Raw genomic sequence first — 15,309 nt, 5'->3', positions numbered from 1 at the left:
GTCGCCCTCATACGAGCCGTTTGGCTCGTATTTTTATGTAAAACAAACCACAGGGGAGCTGATTTTCAGCGTTATCACCCACAACAAAGGAAACTTTAAAATGGCAAAAAAAGTCCAAGCCTACGTTAAACTGCAAGTTGCAGCGGGTATGGCTAACCCATCACCACCAGTTGGTCCTGCATTAGGTCAACAAGGTGTTAACATTATGGAATTCTGTAAAGCATTCAACGCTCGTACTGAGAGCTTAGAAAAAGGTTTACCAATCCCAGTTGTTATCACTGTATATGCAGATAAATCTTTCACATTCGTTACCAAAACCCCTCCAGCGGCAGTATTACTGAAAAAAGCGGTAGGTATCAAATCAGGTTCTGGTAAACCGAACAAAGATAAAGTGGGTACAGTAACTCAAGAGCAAATCCGTCAAATCGCTGAAACTAAAGCAGCCGATATGACTGGTGCAACTATTGAAACCAAAATGAAATCAATCGCTGGTACAGCTCGCTCAATGGGCTTAATCGTAGAGGAATAATACAATGGCTAAATTGACTAAAAAAATGAAAGCAATTAAAGCTGGCGTAGATTCTACTAAAGCTTATGACATCAACGAAGCAGTTGAAGTGTTAAAAAAATTCGCAACAGCGAAATTTGTTGAAAGCGTAGATGTTGCAGTAAACTTAGGTATCGACCCTCGTAAATCAGACCAAAACGTGCGTGGTGCAACTGTACTTCCACACGGTACTGGTCGTACAGCTCGTGTTGCTGTGTTTACACAAGGTGCAAACGCAGAAGCAGCGAAAGCAGCGGGTGCTGACTTAGTGGGTATGGAAGACTTAGCAGAGCAAATCAAAAAAGGCGAAATGAACTTTGATGTTGTTATCGCTTCTCCAGATGCAATGCGTGTTGTTGGTCAATTAGGTCAAGTATTAGGTCCACGCGGCTTAATGCCAAACCCAAAAGTAGGTACTGTAACACCAAACGTTGCTGAAGCAGTTAAAAATGCAAAATCAGGTCAGATCCGTTACCGTAACGATAAAAATGGTATTATCCATACTACTATCGGTAAAGCAGATTTTTCAGCTGAACAATTAAAAGATAACTTAAACGCATTATTAGCGGCATTAACTAAAGCTAAGCCGACTACAGCGAAAGGTATCTTCATCAAGAAAGTAAGCATCTCTACAACTATGGGTGCTGGTGTTGCTGTTGATCAAGCTTCACTTTAATTTCTAGTTAGAAGTTAAAACTTTACAGGGTTGCAGATTATCTGTATAATTTGCGACCTTAACTTGCGAGAGCAAGCTGATGGTGCTTAGCCTATCTAAGCCCCGTCTAAGACTGTAGGGGTGAAAACTTAATAATCCTACATAGATGGTGAACAGACAGAATTATCTGCTTCTGTACACCTTAGGCTCAGAAGATTGCAGCTTATTACAAGCGGTAATATTTTTGGGATTTTTTGTAAATTCTGCTTGAAAAGGCAGAGTGTATCAGGAGCTAAAACCAATGGCATTAAATCTTCAAGACAAACAAGCGATTGTTGCTGAAGTAAACGAAGCTGCCAAAGGTGCACTTTCAGCTGTTGTTGCGGATTCTCGTGGCGTTACAGTTGAAAAAATGACTGAGTTACGTAAAGCAGCTCGTGAAGCTGGCGTTACAATGCAAGTAGTGCGTAATACTTTATTACGCCGTGCAGTGGAAGGCACAGATTTCGAATGCTTAAAAGATACGTTTACAGGTCCAACTCTTATCGCATTCTCGAATGAACACCCAGGTGCAGCAGCACGTTTATTCACTGAATTTGCGAAAACAAATAAAGAGTTTGAAGTTAAAGGTGCAGCCTTTGAAGGTAAAACACAAGATGTTGCATTCTTAGCAACCTTACCAACTTACGAAGAAGCAATTGCACGTTTAATGGGCACAATGAAAGAAGCTGCGGCAGGCAAACTTGTTCGCACTCTTGCAGCATTACGCGATCAAATGGAAGCAGCAGCTTAATTTTAAGCACTCTTCTTTATTCGTTTAACAACTTATTTTACTTTAGGAATCGATTGTTATGTCATTAACTAACGAACAAATCATTGAAGCGATTGCTTCTAAATCAGTATCAGAAATCGTTGAATTAATCACTGCGATGGAAGAAAAATTCGGTGTTTCAGCAGCGGCAGCAGTAGCAGCAGCTCCAGCAGCAGGTGCAGCGGCAGCAGAAGAGAAAACTGAATTTGACGTAGTATTAGCAGAAGCTGGTGCTAACAAAGTTGCAGTAATCAAAGCAGTACGTGGTGCAACAGGTTTAGGCTTAAAAGAAGCTAAAGACTTAGTTGAATCTGCTCCAGCTGCATTAAAAGAAGGCATTTCTAAAGCAGAAGCTGAAGCACTTAAGAAAGAATTAGAAGAAGCTGGTGCAAAAGTAGAAATCAAATAATTTTTGATTTAACTTACCAGAACTTTAAGTTCAACAAAAAGCCCGATGGAAACATTGGGCTTTTTGTTTTTTATAGTAGTAAAATTTATTAAAAATAACACCGCTTGTAATGATGTACTAAAGGTTATCTATTCATTAATGAAAAATGTAAAAATTCAATAAAATGATCTGCCCAGTGCATTTCGTGGTGGATTTCATTTGCCATAATACGAAGGCGAATGTTGTTCAACGGTACGCCGGTACGAATTAGCGACTGATAGTAATTGAGCGAGCAGTCGATGTAAGTTTGATTCATATTTGAGATAAAGTGCGAGTCGATTTCATCGCCCTCGTTCGTGCCGACCTGAATAAACACTTTGGTGTTTGGGCTGATTGGATAGTGATGAACAAAATGTAAGAAATCAGGCTCGCTGAACCACGAGGCAAGAGAGAATACGCCTAAATGCCCGAAAATATGTGGGTAGCGGCTACCCATATAAGCGGTGATAATGCCGCCCATTGAGCTGCCGGCAAGCAATGTGTATTCACGTTCGAGCTTGGTGCGGTAGTGAATGTCGATAAAAGGTTTCACTGTTTCTACTACCCAAGTGGCATATTCCGCTCCCAAACCACCGGCATTTCTAGTCTCAGGGGTTGATCCAGTGGTGGTTTTCCACGGACCGTATTCGTTTAAACGATCTTTACCGGCGTTATCAATGCCGACAATGATCATTTTCGGAAATTCTTGGTGCGATTTAATGGTTGGAATAATTTTCCACGAATGACCGGAGTAAGACTCTTTACTGTAAAACACATTCTGCCCATCGTGCATATAGAGCACAGGATAGCGCTCCCAACTTTCTTGGCGGTAATCTTTCGGCAATAGTACCCGAATGCGGCGGTGGTGGTGTAAATATGGCACATATAAAAAATGTTCTTGCATTTCTAGATAGTGCTGATTGAAATGTTTATGTGCCATTTTATTTATTCCTTTTCGATATAAAATGTAATTGTAACCTTATTTTACACCTTAATTTTATGGCAAGATACAAGCGGTCATAAAAAGAGAATTTTTTGCAAATTTAAGCAATCGTTTGCCTTATTCTTTTCGGGTATATTAAGACAAACTGTGATCTAAATCACAGTAATTTTCTCTAAGTTTAGTTAAAATTTCCCTCCAATAATTTTAAATGCAGGAGAACGCTATGCAGGCTTCATTACAAGATATCCTTGATGTGGTAAAAGCAAAAAATTTAACCTACCACCAAAAATTAATGAGCTTGGGCAACATTGCCGAGCGGTTATTCAGCCCGGTTGAACTGTTGGGCTATACCGAAGAAGAGTGGTCTTACATTAATAATCAGATGATTTGCGATTTATGCGAGGGTTATGCGATTTACCGACCACGCTATATTTTGCCGGATTACAATGTTTATATCGAAAAAGGCTGCAAATTCTTAGACTTACCGCCGCCAACCAATTTAGATGAAGCGTTAGACGGCTTGCTGATTATTTACTCCCATGTTCCGTCTATCACCACTTACCCTGTGTATATCGGGCGTTTAGATGCCTTGCTTGACCCATTCATTACGGATGAAGAGCAAGATTACATTAAGATCAAACGTTTCTTGAACCACATTGATAAAACTATTGCAGATTCGTTCTGCCATGCCAATATTGGTCCTTACGACACCAAGGCTGGTCGTTTGATTTTAAAAGCGGTAATTGAGTTAGAAAACACCACGCCAAATATGACCATTCGTTATGATAAAAACAAAACTTCGCGTGAATTTGCCGAATTAGCCGCGAAAGCGTGTTTGCTGGTTTCCAAACCTTCTTTTGCCAACGATGCCTACTACCGCCAAGATTTAGGCGATGAATACGGCATTGCGAGCTGCTACAACGCCTTGCCGGAGTGCGGAGGTGCTTACACCTTAACCCGCTTGCGTTTAGGTACAATCGGACGAGCTTGCTCCAGCGTTGATGAAATGGTGAACGAGTTATTGCCAAAAGTGGCAAATCTCGCCCTTTCCACAATGGACAAACGCCATAAATTCTTGGTAGAAGAAAGTAACTTCTTTGAGAGCAGTTTCTTGGTTCACGAAGGTTTTATTAAACGTACGAACTTTACTGGAATGTTTGCGATTGTAGGGCTTGCAGATGCAGTCAATCATTTATTAGAGCAAGAAGGATTAAAAGAAACCTTTGGGCAAAGCAAACGTGGTGATGAAATTGCGACTTTAATTATGGATAAACTCCAAGAAGTGAATAATGATCATCAAGGTGTATATGCAGAGCGTACTAACGATCACTATTTACTACACGCTCAAGTTGGGGCAAGTAACCACGAAGAAGATAAACTCAATACGCCAGCCCACCGTATTCGTGTCGGGCAAGAACCAACACTATTGGCTCATTTAAAACAATCTGCCCCTTTCCATAAATATTTCCCATCTGGTACGGGCGATCTGTTTGCGTTTGACCAAACCTACACCGACCATTTAGATGCCGTTGTGGATATTATTGATGGCTCATTTGAACAAGGCTATCGCTACATTACCACTTACTTGAAAAATACCGATTTAATTCGAGTAACGGGCTATCTAGTGAAGAAAAGCGAAGTGGAACGCTATCGTAAAGGCGAAGCTGTATTGCGTGATACTACTTGGTATGGTGCGGGTACGGATGATTGTGCCAAAGTATTCGACCGTCAGTTGCGTGATGAAGAAAATGTAACTGCGGCACAATAAAATGGTTGCGCTTTCTGATATTTTTGTACCGTTGCACCGCATTATTCCCTTTTCTAATGTGGAAGGGCTGGGCAACCGCACAAGTATTTTTCTACAAGGCTGTAAGCTAAATTGCCTGTATTGCCATAATCCGGAAACGATTCCTCGTTATACGGAAGAAGCAAAACAGGTCAGCTTACAATACTTATATGATCAGGCGATGGATGCTGTGCCTTTTATTCGAGGTGTTACAATCTCGGGGGGCGAACCAACGATTCATCACAAAAAATTAGTTCCGCTGTTTGAAGCATTTCGCCAAAAAGGCTTAACCTGTTATTTAGATAGCAGTGGCTTTTTTGATTTTGAGGCAACTAAGCCGTTAATTGAGGTTACTGATAAATTTCTGTTTGATCTCAAAGGCGATGGAGCAGGTTTACAAACGCTCTGTTTTGATCGAAAAAATCGGGCGGGCAAAGCGCCAGAACAAGTAATTCCAAGCATTAATCATATTAAGCTTGAAAACTTGGCTCGCAATTTGCAAAATTTAGCTAAATTATTACCGCTTGATAAGGTAGAAGAAGTGCGTTTAGTTTACCTTAACGAGTTTTATGATGCCTATCATTTACTCGAAAAAGTAGCTCAATTACTCAGCCCTTATCCAGACGTATTACTCAAAATTATTCGAATGCATACTAAAGGAGCGAGGGACGAAGAAGGTTTAGCCCGCTTTGTACCAAGCATTGAGCAAGCAGATAAACTGGCGGCATTTGCTAAACAGTGTGGAATAAACAAAATTATTACTATCTACTAACGGAGTTCTCTATGGATATATTTATTAGTATTATCGGCGTTTTTGTCCTATTAGGTATTGGGGCTTTGCTGTCTAATAATCGACGTGCAATTAATTTGCGAACCGTATTTGGTGCATTAGCCATTCAAATTGCTTTTGCCGCACTCATTCTTTATGTGCCAGCAGGGCGGGATGCGTTACTTGCCACCGCAAATGGTGTGAGTAAAGTGATTAGTTATGGAAACGAAGGTATTTCCTTTCTATTTGGTAACTTAGCTGATCCAAGTAATAGTAGCATTGGCTTTGTGTTCGCCATTAAAGTATTACCAATTATTATCTTCTTCTCTGCACTGATTTCATTACTCTACTACATTGGCGTAATGCAATGGGTGATTAAAATTATTGGTGGTGGATTACAAAAATTACTTGGTACTTCACAGGCGGAATCTATGTCGGCGGCGGCGAATATTTTCGTTGGACAAACTGAAGCTCCATTAGTGGTAAAACCTTATATCAGCCGAATGAGTGATTCAGAACTCTTTGCCGTAATGGTAGGTGGAACAGCTTCCATCGCAGGTTCTGTAATGGCTGGTTATGCGGGAATGGGCGTTCCTTTAACTTACTTAATTGCGGCGTCATTTATGGCTGCACCTGCAGGGTTGCTATTTGCGAAATTAATGTATCCACAAAATGAACGCATTTCAGATACGATTGATGAAAACGTTGAAATTGAAAAACCGAATAATGTGGTGGAAGCCTTAGCTAACGGTGCAAGTTCTGGGGTGTCTTTAGCAATTAATGTTGGGGCGATGTTGATTGCCTTTATTGCGGTGATTGCATTACTTAACGGAATTATCGGCGGAATTGGTGGCTGGTTTGGGCATGAAGATTTAACGCTTCAAATTCTATTAGGCTATTTATTCCAGCCTCTTGCCTTTATTATTGGTGTGCCTTGGGAAGATGCTGATATTGCAGGACAGATGATCGGTATGAAGCTAGCGGTAAATGAGTTTGTAGGTTACCTAGAATTTGCCAAGTATTTGCAACCTGATTCAGTCGTGCAACTAAGCGATAAAACCAAAGCAATTATTACCTTCGCATTATGTGGTTTCGCTAATATTAGCTCCATTGCAGTATTAATTGGTGGTATTGGTAGTATGGCTCCAACTCGCCGTTCAGACATCGCTCGCTTAGGCTTAAAAGCGGTTATTGGTGGTACATTAGCGAACTTAATGAGCGCAACTATTGCAGGCTTCTTTATCGGCTTAAGTGGTGCTGCTTTGGGTTAATACAAGCGGTTAGATTCGATAAATTTTTTGCAAAAAGCCTAAGTAATTAATGATTACTTAGGCTTTAACTTTATCGGAAATTTAATGTTGTGTTTCTAGCCATTCATTTACTTTGGCTAGGAATATTTTCCCCATTGGGCTCGGATCGCCAGAGAATAAAGTTTGCAGTTTATTATTCTCAATAATATCACGTCGGAGAGCTAAACGTTCTTTGTGATTTTCCGCTAAACGAATTGCTTGAGCAACATATTCATCCGCGGTTTGAGTAATAAGCCACTCGGGCAATCCAAGACGTTTAAATAACCCCTCATCAATATGTTCGTGAACCTCAGGACCAGTCTTACAAATACCCACTAATCCAAGAGTCACCATATCAATAATGCCGTTTGTATTACCAAATGGGAATGGGTTAAGCATCATATCGCAGTTGTGCAGAATTTGTAGATATTCATCATATGGTGAATGAGGATGTGCAGTTGCATCATTTCCCAAATAGCTTTTAATAAATCGCTCTACATAAGGGTGTGTAATACCACTTGATTGCCCTAATGCAAAGTGGAAATGCACTTTTACTTTTGCTCTATCACGAATAACTTTTAAGGCTTCTAAAAAGTATGGGTTTAGTTTCATTGTAGTAGATGCAATACCAATCTGGACCACTTCTGGGTTTTCACGCAAACGATACTCTACACTAGTTGGAGCTAATGCTGATGGCACATACGGTAAGGCATCTTTAGGTAATCGAAGTAATGTTTCGCTAAAACATTCCTCTGAACCAACATAATCATCTTCTACAATAACATATTCAATGAAATCAGAATGTGTTGTTGCAGGATGTCCTAATGCTACAGCTTGAATTGGCGCTAAGCGAGTATTACTCGCAAAAATAGTGGTTAAATCCATGCCGATACTTGGCATATAGAATACAGCAGGATTGTTTTGTTCGCATATATCTTTTACGAAGCTAAGACGTTCAAATAAAGAGCCATCATGTGGTAAAACATGAAACTCGTCAAATACCTGCTGACCAGCTTCATCAACAGCATCACTACCTAATCCAATCAGGTGGAATTGTTTACGCGCAGCAATCATTGAAGTTGAATGTGTTCGGTAAATAGAATGTGATGAGTGAAAATGTTCTAGTAACACTATCATCACTGGTTTATTATTTTTTCTGCCTAGCTGCTCAATTTTTCTATCTTCCCAACCAACCGAAAGCAAATGGTGACGAATAACTTCATTAAGTGAACGTTTTACATCATGCTTATTTGCCTCTATATCATAACTACAATGCATATAAACATCGTGTGAAATTGCATTTGGTAATTTATGTAAGTTCTCTATTTGCGCTAGTTTTTCTGGAAACCATTGCAAAATAGCAGAACGTTTTGAAAAAGCAGATGAAGTGCCAATAAATCTTGGCGACTGTAGTGCGAAACACAAGGATGCAGTAAGATCGGAAGAAGCTTCCCATGCAGTATCTAGATTTAATACAATATTAGATTCTGGAAAATATAAAATGCAGAATTTAATGAATGCCTGTAGTGTAGCATCCAATTCCACCATATTGTAGTCGGTAGATTCCTTATTCTTATTATAAGTACGCAAAATATGATCTGCATTTACATATGGGGAGCTTGCAAAAATCAATGCAATCCAGCGTTGTAACGTGAGAAAACGCATAGCGCCCTGCTCTGAGATAGCTAAATTAGGATCCTCAAATAGGCGGGTAATGGCTACTGCCATTCGAGTACAGAAATAGATAGTTTTATCCTTTTCTAAATTCTCAAGCTGCTTTGGCGTATCAAATTCAATATTAAATAACCCACCAAAATTACTATCTAGCTTAGAAAGAATAGATAATAGTTCGATACAAGCTACATCATAATCTTTGGTAGCTATTGCTTGTTCAAAACGAATAACGCTAGGCATTTTCTCTTGTGACATAAGTTGTCCTTAATTTGTTAAGCTACCCCACAGATCGTACTCATCTGCATGTGTAATGGTTACTGAAATAATTTGTCCTACAGAAACGTCTTTATTTTCAAGGTTATCCACATAAACCACACCATCAATCTCAGGTGCATCAGCCATTGAACGCCCAATAATACCTTCTTCGTCAATTTCATCAATGATTACAGGTAAGGTTTTACCGATTTTAGCCTGTAAACGCTCGGCTGAAATTTGTTGCTGTAACTGCATAAAGCGGTGGAAGCGTTCTTCTTTTACCTCTTCCGGCACTTGATCCGGCATATCGGTTGCAACTGCACCTTCCACCGGGCTGAATTTAAAGCAGCCGACACGGTCGAGCTGGGCTTCTTGTAAGAAGTCGAGCAGCAGCTGGAAATCTTCCTCGGTTTCGCCCGGGAAGCCGACAATAAAGGTCGAGCGTAGGGTCAATTCCGGGCAGATTTCACGCCATTTTTTAATGCGCTCAAGGGTTCTTTCAATGGAGCCCGGGCGTTTCATCGCTTTTAAGATTTTCGGGCTGGCGTGCTGGAGCGGAATATCCAAATACGGCAGAATTTTGCCTGCTGCCATCAGTGGAATTAAATCGTCCACGTGCGGATACGGATACACATAATGCAAACGCACCCAAACGCCCATTGAGCCTAATTGTTCACAAAGTGTGATTAGGTTACTTTTAATTGGCATACCGTTCCAGAAAACGGTTTTAGTAGTTTCTTCTTTTTTGCGATCTAATGAGTAAGCAGAGGTGTCTTGAGAGACAATTAATAACTCTTTTACACCTGCATCTACCAAGCGTTTTGCTTCGTCTAGCACTTGCACAATCGGGCGGCTTGCCAAATCTCCACGCATTGATGGAATAATGCAGAATGTACAACGATGATCACAGCCTTCTGAAATTTTTAAGTAAGCGTAATGCTTTGGTGTGAGTTTTACGCCTTGTTTTGGTACAAGGCTAGTGTAAGGATTGAACTCAGGTTTCGGCACATATTTGTGAACGTGGTTCATCACCGCTTCATAACTATGCGGACCTGTAATTTCCAATACTTTCGGGTGAACTTCACGAATTTGGTTTTCTTTTGCTCCTAAACAGCCTGTAACGATCACTTTACCGTTTGCTTCCAACGCCTCGCCAATGCTTTCTAATGATTCTTGCACTGCGGAATCAATAAAACCGCAGGTGTTTACAATCACTAAGTCAGCGTCTTCATAACTTGGGATAATATTATAACCATCTGCTCGTAGTTCAGTTAAAATACGTTCGGAATCAACTAAATTTTTTGGGCAGCCTAAGCTGATAAAACCAATATTCGGGGTAGCACTCATATAACTCTCAACAATTAAAAAAGAAAATGCCTACAACTTTTGTCTTGTAGGCAAAAAACTAGCGAGATTTTACAAAAAATTGCCGTAAATTGCGATAATAAGCGGTCAATTTTTAGTAAAGTTTTGCAAATAGTTAATCAATATCGTTTAGCATTGCTAACACAATAGCTGATGACTTTTCTGCTGCCAAAGGTAAAAACTCTTCAAATGATAGGTGTGATTCTTTATCCGCTACATCAGACACAGCTCTTACAATAACGAATGGAATCTTAAATCCATGGCAAACTTGCGCAATAGCAGCAGCTTCCATTTCCACGGCTACTACATTTGGGAAGTTCTGGCGAATTTCATCAATTTTCTCTTTGCCATTAATGAAGGCATCTCCACTACAAATTAGGCCTGAGATTACATTAAATCCTGCTTTTTTTGCTTCTTTTTGTGCCAGCTCAACTAATTGTTCATTAGGTAAAAATGCAACAGGATTTGCAGGAAGTTGCCCGATTTCGTAGCCAAAAGCGGTTACATCGACATCGTGATGACGTACTTCGGTGGAGACTAAAATATCTCCCACATTTAAGTTTGGATCTAAACCACCTGCAGAGCCGGTATTAATAATTATATCTGGTTGAGTAAGTTGAATCAGTAACACTGTGCCAATAGCTGCAGACACCTTCCCAATACCTGATTGTAATAACGCAATACGTGTATTATTAATTTTCCCTTCAAAAATTTTACAGCCTGCTAATTCTGTTATTTTTGGCTCAACCATTAACTTACGTAAAATTTCAACTTCCTGTGCCATCGCACCAATAATACCAATCTTCATTTTTTGCTTTCCTATTTATATTAAATACTAAAAATACACCACATTAATAATGTGGCGGTGGTGTTTCTTCTAAACGTGAGGCAACTTGACTAATTTGTGCCCCTTTTAATTTTTCGGCAATGTGGCGAATTTGCATCTGTAGCTTATCTATTGCGAATTGTTGGTCAATTAATGATTGATTTAATTCCTCAATAATCATCTCTTGAAAGGCTACTTTTGTTTCTAATTCGGTAATTCTTACTGATAATGTATAATTATTATCCATTTTTAACAAAAAAAGGTTGTGTGAAACGAAATTACACTTTACCCTATCTAGAATTTTCTTAACAGTTATTTTTATAAGGAAAAATTATGTTAAAAATGAAATTATCATTAGCTGCTATTATTGCAGGTGCTTTTTTCGCAACAAATGCAATCGCACAAGAAAAAGCAGATCCGAAATTTGTGGATGATTCTTCTTATGCAGTCGGTGTGTTAATGGGTAAAAACATTGAAGGTGTGATTGAATCACAAAAAGACATTTTTACTTATAACCAAGATAAAATCTTAGCAGGTGTACAAGACACGTTAAAGAAAACGGGTAAGTTAACTGATGAAGATTTACAAAAACAGTTAAAATCATTAGATGCTTACTTATCAGAGAAAGAGGCTAAAATCAGCGAAGAAAAAAATAAAGCAACTGTTGCAGCAGGTGATAAATTCCGTGCAGACTATAAGAAACAGGTTGGTGTGAAAGAAACTGCTTCAGGTTTATTATATAAAATCGAAAAAGCTGGCGAAGGCGCTTCTCCAAAAGCAGAAGATACAGTGAAAGTTCACTATAAAGGTACATTAGTAGACGGTACGGTATTTGATAGCTCATACGATCGTGGTGAGCCGATTGAATTCCAATTAAACCAACTTATTCCAGCTTGGATTGAGGCAATCCCAATGTTGAAAAAAGGTGGGAAAATGGAAATTGTCCTTCCACCAAAATTAGGCTATGGTGAGCGTGCAGCAGGCAAAATTCCTGCAAACTCAACCTTAAAATTTGAAATTGAATTATTAGATTTTAAAGCAACAGCAGCTAAGAAATAATTAATATTCTCTTATCATTGAACTTACACAAGCGGGTAGATTTATTATAATATTTGCAAAAAATGTGATAAAACTAACCGCTTGTAATTTCTATTATGACTCAAAAATTCACCCCTTTTTCTGATGAGGATCACGCAATTCTTGCCTCATATTTTCCGATTGTAGATGGCATTGCTGCACTTATCGGAGAGCATTGTGAAATCGTATTGCACTCTTTGGAATTTCTTGAACATTCTGCTATTTATATCGCAAATGGGCATAATACCAACCGAACTATCGGCTCACCCATTACCGATCGAGCGTTAAAATCTCTTCACCATATGGCAACCGATAGTGTGTCTAAGCCTTATTTCACCAAGGCAAAAGGTGGCGTATTGATGAAATCCATCACGGTAGCTATTCGTAATGGCAAGCAGCACGTTATTGGGTTACTCTGTATTAATATCAATTTAGAAGTGCCAACCTCGCAATTTCTTAGCTCTTTCATTGCCCCACAAGATGAAGCGGCAGATGTTACCTTTGCCAGCTCTGTAGAAGATTTAGTTGCTCAAACTATCCAAACAACTATTGATGATGTGATGGCAGATCGTACGATATCAAATAATAATAAAAATCGCCAAATTGTGATTTCACTGTTTGAAAAGGGAATTTTTGATATTAAAGATGCTATTAACCAAGTAGCCGAAAAGCTAGATATTTCTCGCCACACGGTTTATCTCTATATTCGCCAAATCAAACAGGATAATGAGTAATGGATTATGTACTTGCAATAAAATCCCCCGTTTATGGCTCACAAGGAGCATTTTTAGCCTATCAAGTGGCAGAAGAATTATTGAAAGCCAATCATAGAATTTGCCAAGTGTTTTTTTTCCAAGAAGGCGTAAGTAATGCTAATGTGCTTGTAAATCCCGCAAGTGATGAAGCTAATTTAGTCGAAAAGTGGAGAAATTTAGCAAAATCACACAGTTTGCAACTTCATTTATGTATTGCCGCGGCACAACGTAGAGGTATTGTAGATGAGCAAGCAGCTGGTTCTCGAATAACTAATTTAGCAGAAGGTTTTACACTCGCAGGGCTAGGAGAATTTAGTCAAGCGGTATTAAAAGCGAATAGACTTCTCACATTTTAAAATGAAAAAATATAAAATTGCTTTTCTTTTTACTCAACCACCATTTGGTTCTGCAATCAGTCGTGAGGGGTTAGATGCCTTACTTGCCGCGAGTGCTTTTTGTGATGAGCAGGAAATTTTGATCTGCTTTATCAATGATGGTGTATTTAACCTACTTGCTAATCAACAACCTGAGCAGCTTTTGCAAAAAGATCATATTTCTACGTTTAAGCTATTAGATCTTTACGATCTAACAGAATGTTTTATCTGCCAAGAGTCGGCTAAGTTAAGAAAGTTGGATGATGCAGAATGGGTGCTACCGCAGCTACAGTTTAGAACAAAAGCGGAAATTATTACGTTGCTCCATCAGTCTGAAAAAATAATGACATTCTAAGGAAAAACAATGCTTTATACTTTATCAAAAGCACAATATGATGAAGATACTTTAACTATCTTAAGTCATTTAACTGAAAATGATGTGGTTGTTTTATGGCAAGATGGTGTATTACAAGCGGTCAAAAATCCTCAATTTTTTGCAAATTTGCCTCGTTGCTATTTGCTAGAGCAAGATATTACAGCGAGAGGTTTAGAACAAATCCTTTCTTCATTTCAGCTTATTTCATTGACCGAATTAATTAAACTCACTGAAATTGATTTTCCTCAAGTCGCGCTATAATTTTTCTTTGTCACGCTAGAATATTTGGATTATGATGTAAGAAATACTAATATAAAGGAGATATAGTATGGATATCAAACCTCTAGTTGCGTTATTTGTTCTTACCCCTGTATTGGCGGTAGCAAATGAAAATACTACCTGGGTAGATAAGCAGCACGAAACGGCAAGTACGACGTTAGATCGTTGGGCAAATAATATTAATGATTGGCTAGGGGACGCAGATCCAGATAAACCTGGGACGGCTTCTTTACGTGTAATGTTAGACAGCCGTTGGGATAAACACGATAAATTTACAGTTAAACCTCGTGTTCGAGGTAAGATTAAATTACCTGTACTCAAAAAACACCTTAATGTTGTATTTGGTGATGATGAATTGGATAATGAGCTAACGGATAAAAACCATGTAGGAAAGCTCTATAAAGATGTTAAACCAAATAAACGTTATAACTCTCGTGAAGCACGTGATTCTAACTCATCTATTGGTTTACGTTGGTCAGATGGCATTAAAGCGCTTGGTATTGAAACGGATTTAGATGCAGGTATTCGTTCAGGTAGCGATATTTTTGGGCGTTTACGAATCAGCAAAAACTGGCAAATTACTAACCAATTCAGTACTCGTCTAGAGCAAATTTACCGTTATGGCACAGAAAGTAAGCACTATTTACGCACTAATTTTGAAAATAAATATAGTGAAACTGATACCACCTTTATTATGAACCACTCTCACTTTGAGTATCGCCATGATGTTGATGAAGAGAGAAGTTGGGGCAATAGTTTATATCGTCAGCATAACTTTAAACCATTAACGCATATCAGCTATGGCATTGGTATGGGAGGCCGTTTAGATAAAGATTTCTCAAGATTTAACTATTGGGGGCCATTTGTTACTTACCGTCAACCAATTTGGCGTAATTGGCTTTTTATCCAACCTGAAATCAGTTTCTATAATGATAAAGACAAAGACTACAAACACTATATTCACACCTTTGTGCGTTTAGAAGCGATTTTCTAATAGAGTTAACCCTAAGCAAAATGCTTGGGATTTTGTTTTTTATAAAAACAACTCAAACAAGCGGTCAATTTCTTGTCAAAATTCGCAAAATCCGCTATAATTCCTAA

General features: G+C 38.9%; 18 protein-coding genes. 13 read left to right on the top strand and 5 right to left on the bottom strand.

Features of this window, described 5'->3' with window-relative positions; translation table 11 throughout:
* The first annotated feature begins 100 nt into the window (after positions 1-100).
* From rplK to rplL, 4 genes are all read left to right on the top strand, one after another.
* Complete coding sequence (gene rplK, locus A6B40_RS05675; RefSeq protein ID WP_006248758.1) at positions 101-529, top strand: 50S ribosomal protein L11; 429 nt, start codon at positions 101-103, stop codon at positions 527-529.
* Between the two features lie 4 nt (positions 530-533).
* Positions 534-1,223 (top strand): 50S ribosomal protein L1, encoded by a 690-nt coding sequence (rplA, locus tag A6B40_RS05670; RefSeq protein WP_025218160.1) that lies wholly within the window; start codon positions 534-536, stop codon positions 1,221-1,223.
* A 280-nt stretch (positions 1,224-1,503) separates the two neighbouring features.
* Positions 1,504-1,995, top strand: a complete 492-nt coding sequence (gene rplJ, locus A6B40_RS05665; protein ID WP_025218159.1) for a 50S ribosomal protein L10 — start codon at positions 1,504-1,506, stop codon at positions 1,993-1,995.
* A 58-nt stretch (positions 1,996-2,053) separates the two neighbouring features.
* Positions 2,054-2,422 carry a 50S ribosomal protein L7/L12 gene (gene rplL / locus A6B40_RS05660; RefSeq protein WP_006248748.1) on the top strand — a complete coding sequence of 123 codons (369 nt, stop codon included), beginning with the start codon at positions 2,054-2,056 and terminating at the stop codon, positions 2,420-2,422.
* 124 nt (positions 2,423-2,546) lie between these two features.
* Here rplL and A6B40_RS05655 read toward each other — a convergent pair whose 3' ends face one another.
* Positions 2,547-3,380, bottom strand: a complete 834-nt coding sequence (locus A6B40_RS05655) for an alpha/beta hydrolase (protein ID WP_176671809.1) — start codon at positions 3,378-3,380, stop codon at positions 2,547-2,549.
* A 226-nt stretch (positions 3,381-3,606) separates the two neighbouring features.
* On the opposite strand from A6B40_RS05655, the gene A6B40_RS05650 reads away from it, so the two are divergent.
* The 3 genes from A6B40_RS05650 to A6B40_RS05640 are packed head-to-tail and all read left to right on the top strand — an operon-like array spanning position 3,607 to position 7,209.
* Positions 3,607-5,151: a YjjI family glycine radical enzyme gene (locus tag A6B40_RS05650; protein ID WP_176671808.1), complete on the top strand. Its 1,545-nt coding sequence runs from the start codon at positions 3,607-3,609 to the stop codon at positions 5,149-5,151.
* Between the two features lies 1 nt (position 5,152).
* Positions 5,153-5,941 (top strand): 4Fe-4S cluster-binding domain-containing protein, encoded by a 789-nt coding sequence (locus tag A6B40_RS05645; RefSeq protein WP_176671807.1) that lies wholly within the window; start codon positions 5,153-5,155, stop codon positions 5,939-5,941.
* 11 nt (positions 5,942-5,952) lie between these two features.
* The gene (locus A6B40_RS05640) at positions 5,953-7,209 is read left to right on the top strand and encodes a NupC/NupG family nucleoside CNT transporter (protein WP_025248314.1); all 1,257 of its coding nucleotides are present in this window, start codon (positions 5,953-5,955) and stop codon (positions 7,207-7,209) included.
* Between the two features lie 81 nt (positions 7,210-7,290).
* Here A6B40_RS05640 and A6B40_RS05635 read toward each other — a convergent pair whose 3' ends face one another.
* The 4 genes from A6B40_RS05635 to A6B40_RS05620 form a co-directional block, all read right to left on the bottom strand.
* Positions 7,291-9,156: a UDP-glucose:protein N-beta-glucosyltransferase gene (locus A6B40_RS05635; RefSeq protein ID WP_176671806.1), complete on the bottom strand. Its 1,866-nt coding sequence runs from the start codon at positions 9,154-9,156 to the stop codon at positions 7,291-7,293.
* A 9-nt stretch (positions 9,157-9,165) separates the two neighbouring features.
* Entirely contained in the window at positions 9,166-10,503 is a 1,338-nt protein-coding gene (gene rimO, locus A6B40_RS05630) for a 30S ribosomal protein S12 methylthiotransferase RimO (RefSeq protein WP_176671805.1), read from the bottom strand.
* 133 nt (positions 10,504-10,636) lie between these two features.
* Entirely contained in the window at positions 10,637-11,329 is a 693-nt protein-coding gene (mtnN, locus tag A6B40_RS05625; protein WP_176671804.1) for a 5'-methylthioadenosine/S-adenosylhomocysteine nucleosidase, read from the bottom strand.
* A 43-nt stretch (positions 11,330-11,372) separates the two neighbouring features.
* Complete coding sequence (locus A6B40_RS05620; RefSeq protein ID WP_025218152.1) at positions 11,373-11,594, bottom strand: SlyX family protein; 222 nt, start codon at positions 11,592-11,594, stop codon at positions 11,373-11,375.
* Positions 11,595-11,680: 86 nt separating this feature from the next.
* Here A6B40_RS05620 and fkpA point away from each other — a divergent pair, with 86 nt between their 5' ends.
* The 6 genes from fkpA to A6B40_RS05590 all read left to right on the top strand — a co-directional run bounded on the left by fkpA (position 11,681) and on the right by A6B40_RS05590 (position 15,202).
* Positions 11,681-12,406 carry an FKBP-type peptidyl-prolyl cis-trans isomerase gene (fkpA, locus tag A6B40_RS05615; RefSeq protein ID WP_025248310.1) on the top strand — a complete coding sequence of 242 codons (726 nt, stop codon included), beginning with the start codon at positions 11,681-11,683 and terminating at the stop codon, positions 12,404-12,406.
* 95 nt (positions 12,407-12,501) lie between these two features.
* Positions 12,502-13,158, top strand: a complete 657-nt coding sequence (locus A6B40_RS05610) for a helix-turn-helix transcriptional regulator (protein ID WP_025218150.1) — start codon at positions 12,502-12,504, stop codon at positions 13,156-13,158.
* Positions 13,158-13,535, top strand: a complete 378-nt coding sequence (tusD, locus tag A6B40_RS05605) for a sulfurtransferase complex subunit TusD (RefSeq protein WP_176671803.1) — start codon at positions 13,158-13,160, stop codon at positions 13,533-13,535. The genes A6B40_RS05610 and tusD overlap by 1 nt, the downstream gene beginning before the upstream one ends.
* Before the next feature lies 1 nt (position 13,536).
* The gene (gene tusC / locus A6B40_RS05600) at positions 13,537-13,908 is read left to right on the top strand and encodes a sulfurtransferase complex subunit TusC (RefSeq protein WP_025218148.1); all 372 of its coding nucleotides are present in this window, start codon (positions 13,537-13,539) and stop codon (positions 13,906-13,908) included.
* 9 nt (positions 13,909-13,917) lie between these two features.
* Positions 13,918-14,190, top strand: coding sequence for a sulfurtransferase complex subunit TusB (gene tusB, locus A6B40_RS05595; protein WP_025218147.1), 273 nt, complete (start codon positions 13,918-13,920; stop codon positions 14,188-14,190).
* Between the two features lie 67 nt (positions 14,191-14,257).
* On the top strand, positions 14,258-15,202 hold the full coding sequence (locus tag A6B40_RS05590) for a hypothetical protein (RefSeq protein WP_051410683.1): 945 nt from the start codon (positions 14,258-14,260) through the stop codon (positions 15,200-15,202).
* Positions 15,203-15,309 lie beyond the last annotated feature (107 nt).

It is taken from the genome of Mannheimia varigena (assembly GCF_013377235.1).
In the GTDB taxonomy this organism is placed as follows: domain Bacteria; phylum Pseudomonadota; class Gammaproteobacteria; order Enterobacterales; family Pasteurellaceae; genus Mannheimia; species Mannheimia varigena.
Note: the sequence above shows the minus strand (reverse complement) of the source record. Positions and strands in the feature narration are given on the sequence as shown.

What these genes read in the sequence shown, in the direction of transcription:
- rplK (WP_006248758.1), top strand. Translation starts at nt 101, where the DNA reads ATGGCAAAAAAAGTCCAAGCCTACGTTAAACTGCAAGTTGCAGCGGGT.
- rplA (WP_025218160.1), top strand. Translation starts at nt 534, where the DNA reads ATGGCTAAATTGACTAAAAAAATGAAAGCAATTAAAGCTGGCGTAGAT.
- rplJ (WP_025218159.1), top strand. Translation starts at nt 1,504, where the DNA reads ATGGCATTAAATCTTCAAGACAAACAAGCGATTGTTGCTGAAGTAAAC.
- rplL (WP_006248748.1), top strand. Translation starts at nt 2,054, where the DNA reads ATGTCATTAACTAACGAACAAATCATTGAAGCGATTGCTTCTAAATCA.
- A6B40_RS05655 (WP_176671809.1), bottom strand. Translation starts at nt 3,380, where the DNA reads ATGGCACATAAACATTTCAATCAGCACTATCTAGAAATGCAAGAACAT.
- A6B40_RS05650 (WP_176671808.1), top strand. Translation starts at nt 3,607, where the DNA reads ATGCAGGCTTCATTACAAGATATCCTTGATGTGGTAAAAGCAAAAAAT.
- A6B40_RS05645 (WP_176671807.1), top strand. Translation starts at nt 5,153, where the DNA reads ATGGTTGCGCTTTCTGATATTTTTGTACCGTTGCACCGCATTATTCCC.
- A6B40_RS05640 (WP_025248314.1), top strand. Translation starts at nt 5,953, where the DNA reads ATGGATATATTTATTAGTATTATCGGCGTTTTTGTCCTATTAGGTATT.
- A6B40_RS05635 (WP_176671806.1), bottom strand. Translation starts at nt 9,156, where the DNA reads ATGTCACAAGAGAAAATGCCTAGCGTTATTCGTTTTGAACAAGCAATA.
- rimO (WP_176671805.1), bottom strand. Translation starts at nt 10,503, where the DNA reads ATGAGTGCTACCCCGAATATTGGTTTTATCAGCTTAGGCTGCCCAAAA.
- mtnN (WP_176671804.1), bottom strand. Translation starts at nt 11,329, where the DNA reads ATGAAGATTGGTATTATTGGTGCGATGGCACAGGAAGTTGAAATTTTA.
- A6B40_RS05620 (WP_025218152.1), bottom strand. Translation starts at nt 11,594, where the DNA reads ATGGATAATAATTATACATTATCAGTAAGAATTACCGAATTAGAAACA.
- fkpA (WP_025248310.1), top strand. Translation starts at nt 11,681, where the DNA reads ATGTTAAAAATGAAATTATCATTAGCTGCTATTATTGCAGGTGCTTTT.
- A6B40_RS05610 (WP_025218150.1), top strand. Translation starts at nt 12,502, where the DNA reads ATGACTCAAAAATTCACCCCTTTTTCTGATGAGGATCACGCAATTCTT.
- tusD (WP_176671803.1), top strand. Translation starts at nt 13,158, where the DNA reads ATGGATTATGTACTTGCAATAAAATCCCCCGTTTATGGCTCACAAGGA.
- tusC (WP_025218148.1), top strand. Translation starts at nt 13,537, where the DNA reads ATGAAAAAATATAAAATTGCTTTTCTTTTTACTCAACCACCATTTGGT.
- tusB (WP_025218147.1), top strand. Translation starts at nt 13,918, where the DNA reads ATGCTTTATACTTTATCAAAAGCACAATATGATGAAGATACTTTAACT.
- A6B40_RS05590 (WP_051410683.1), top strand. Translation starts at nt 14,258, where the DNA reads ATGGATATCAAACCTCTAGTTGCGTTATTTGTTCTTACCCCTGTATTG.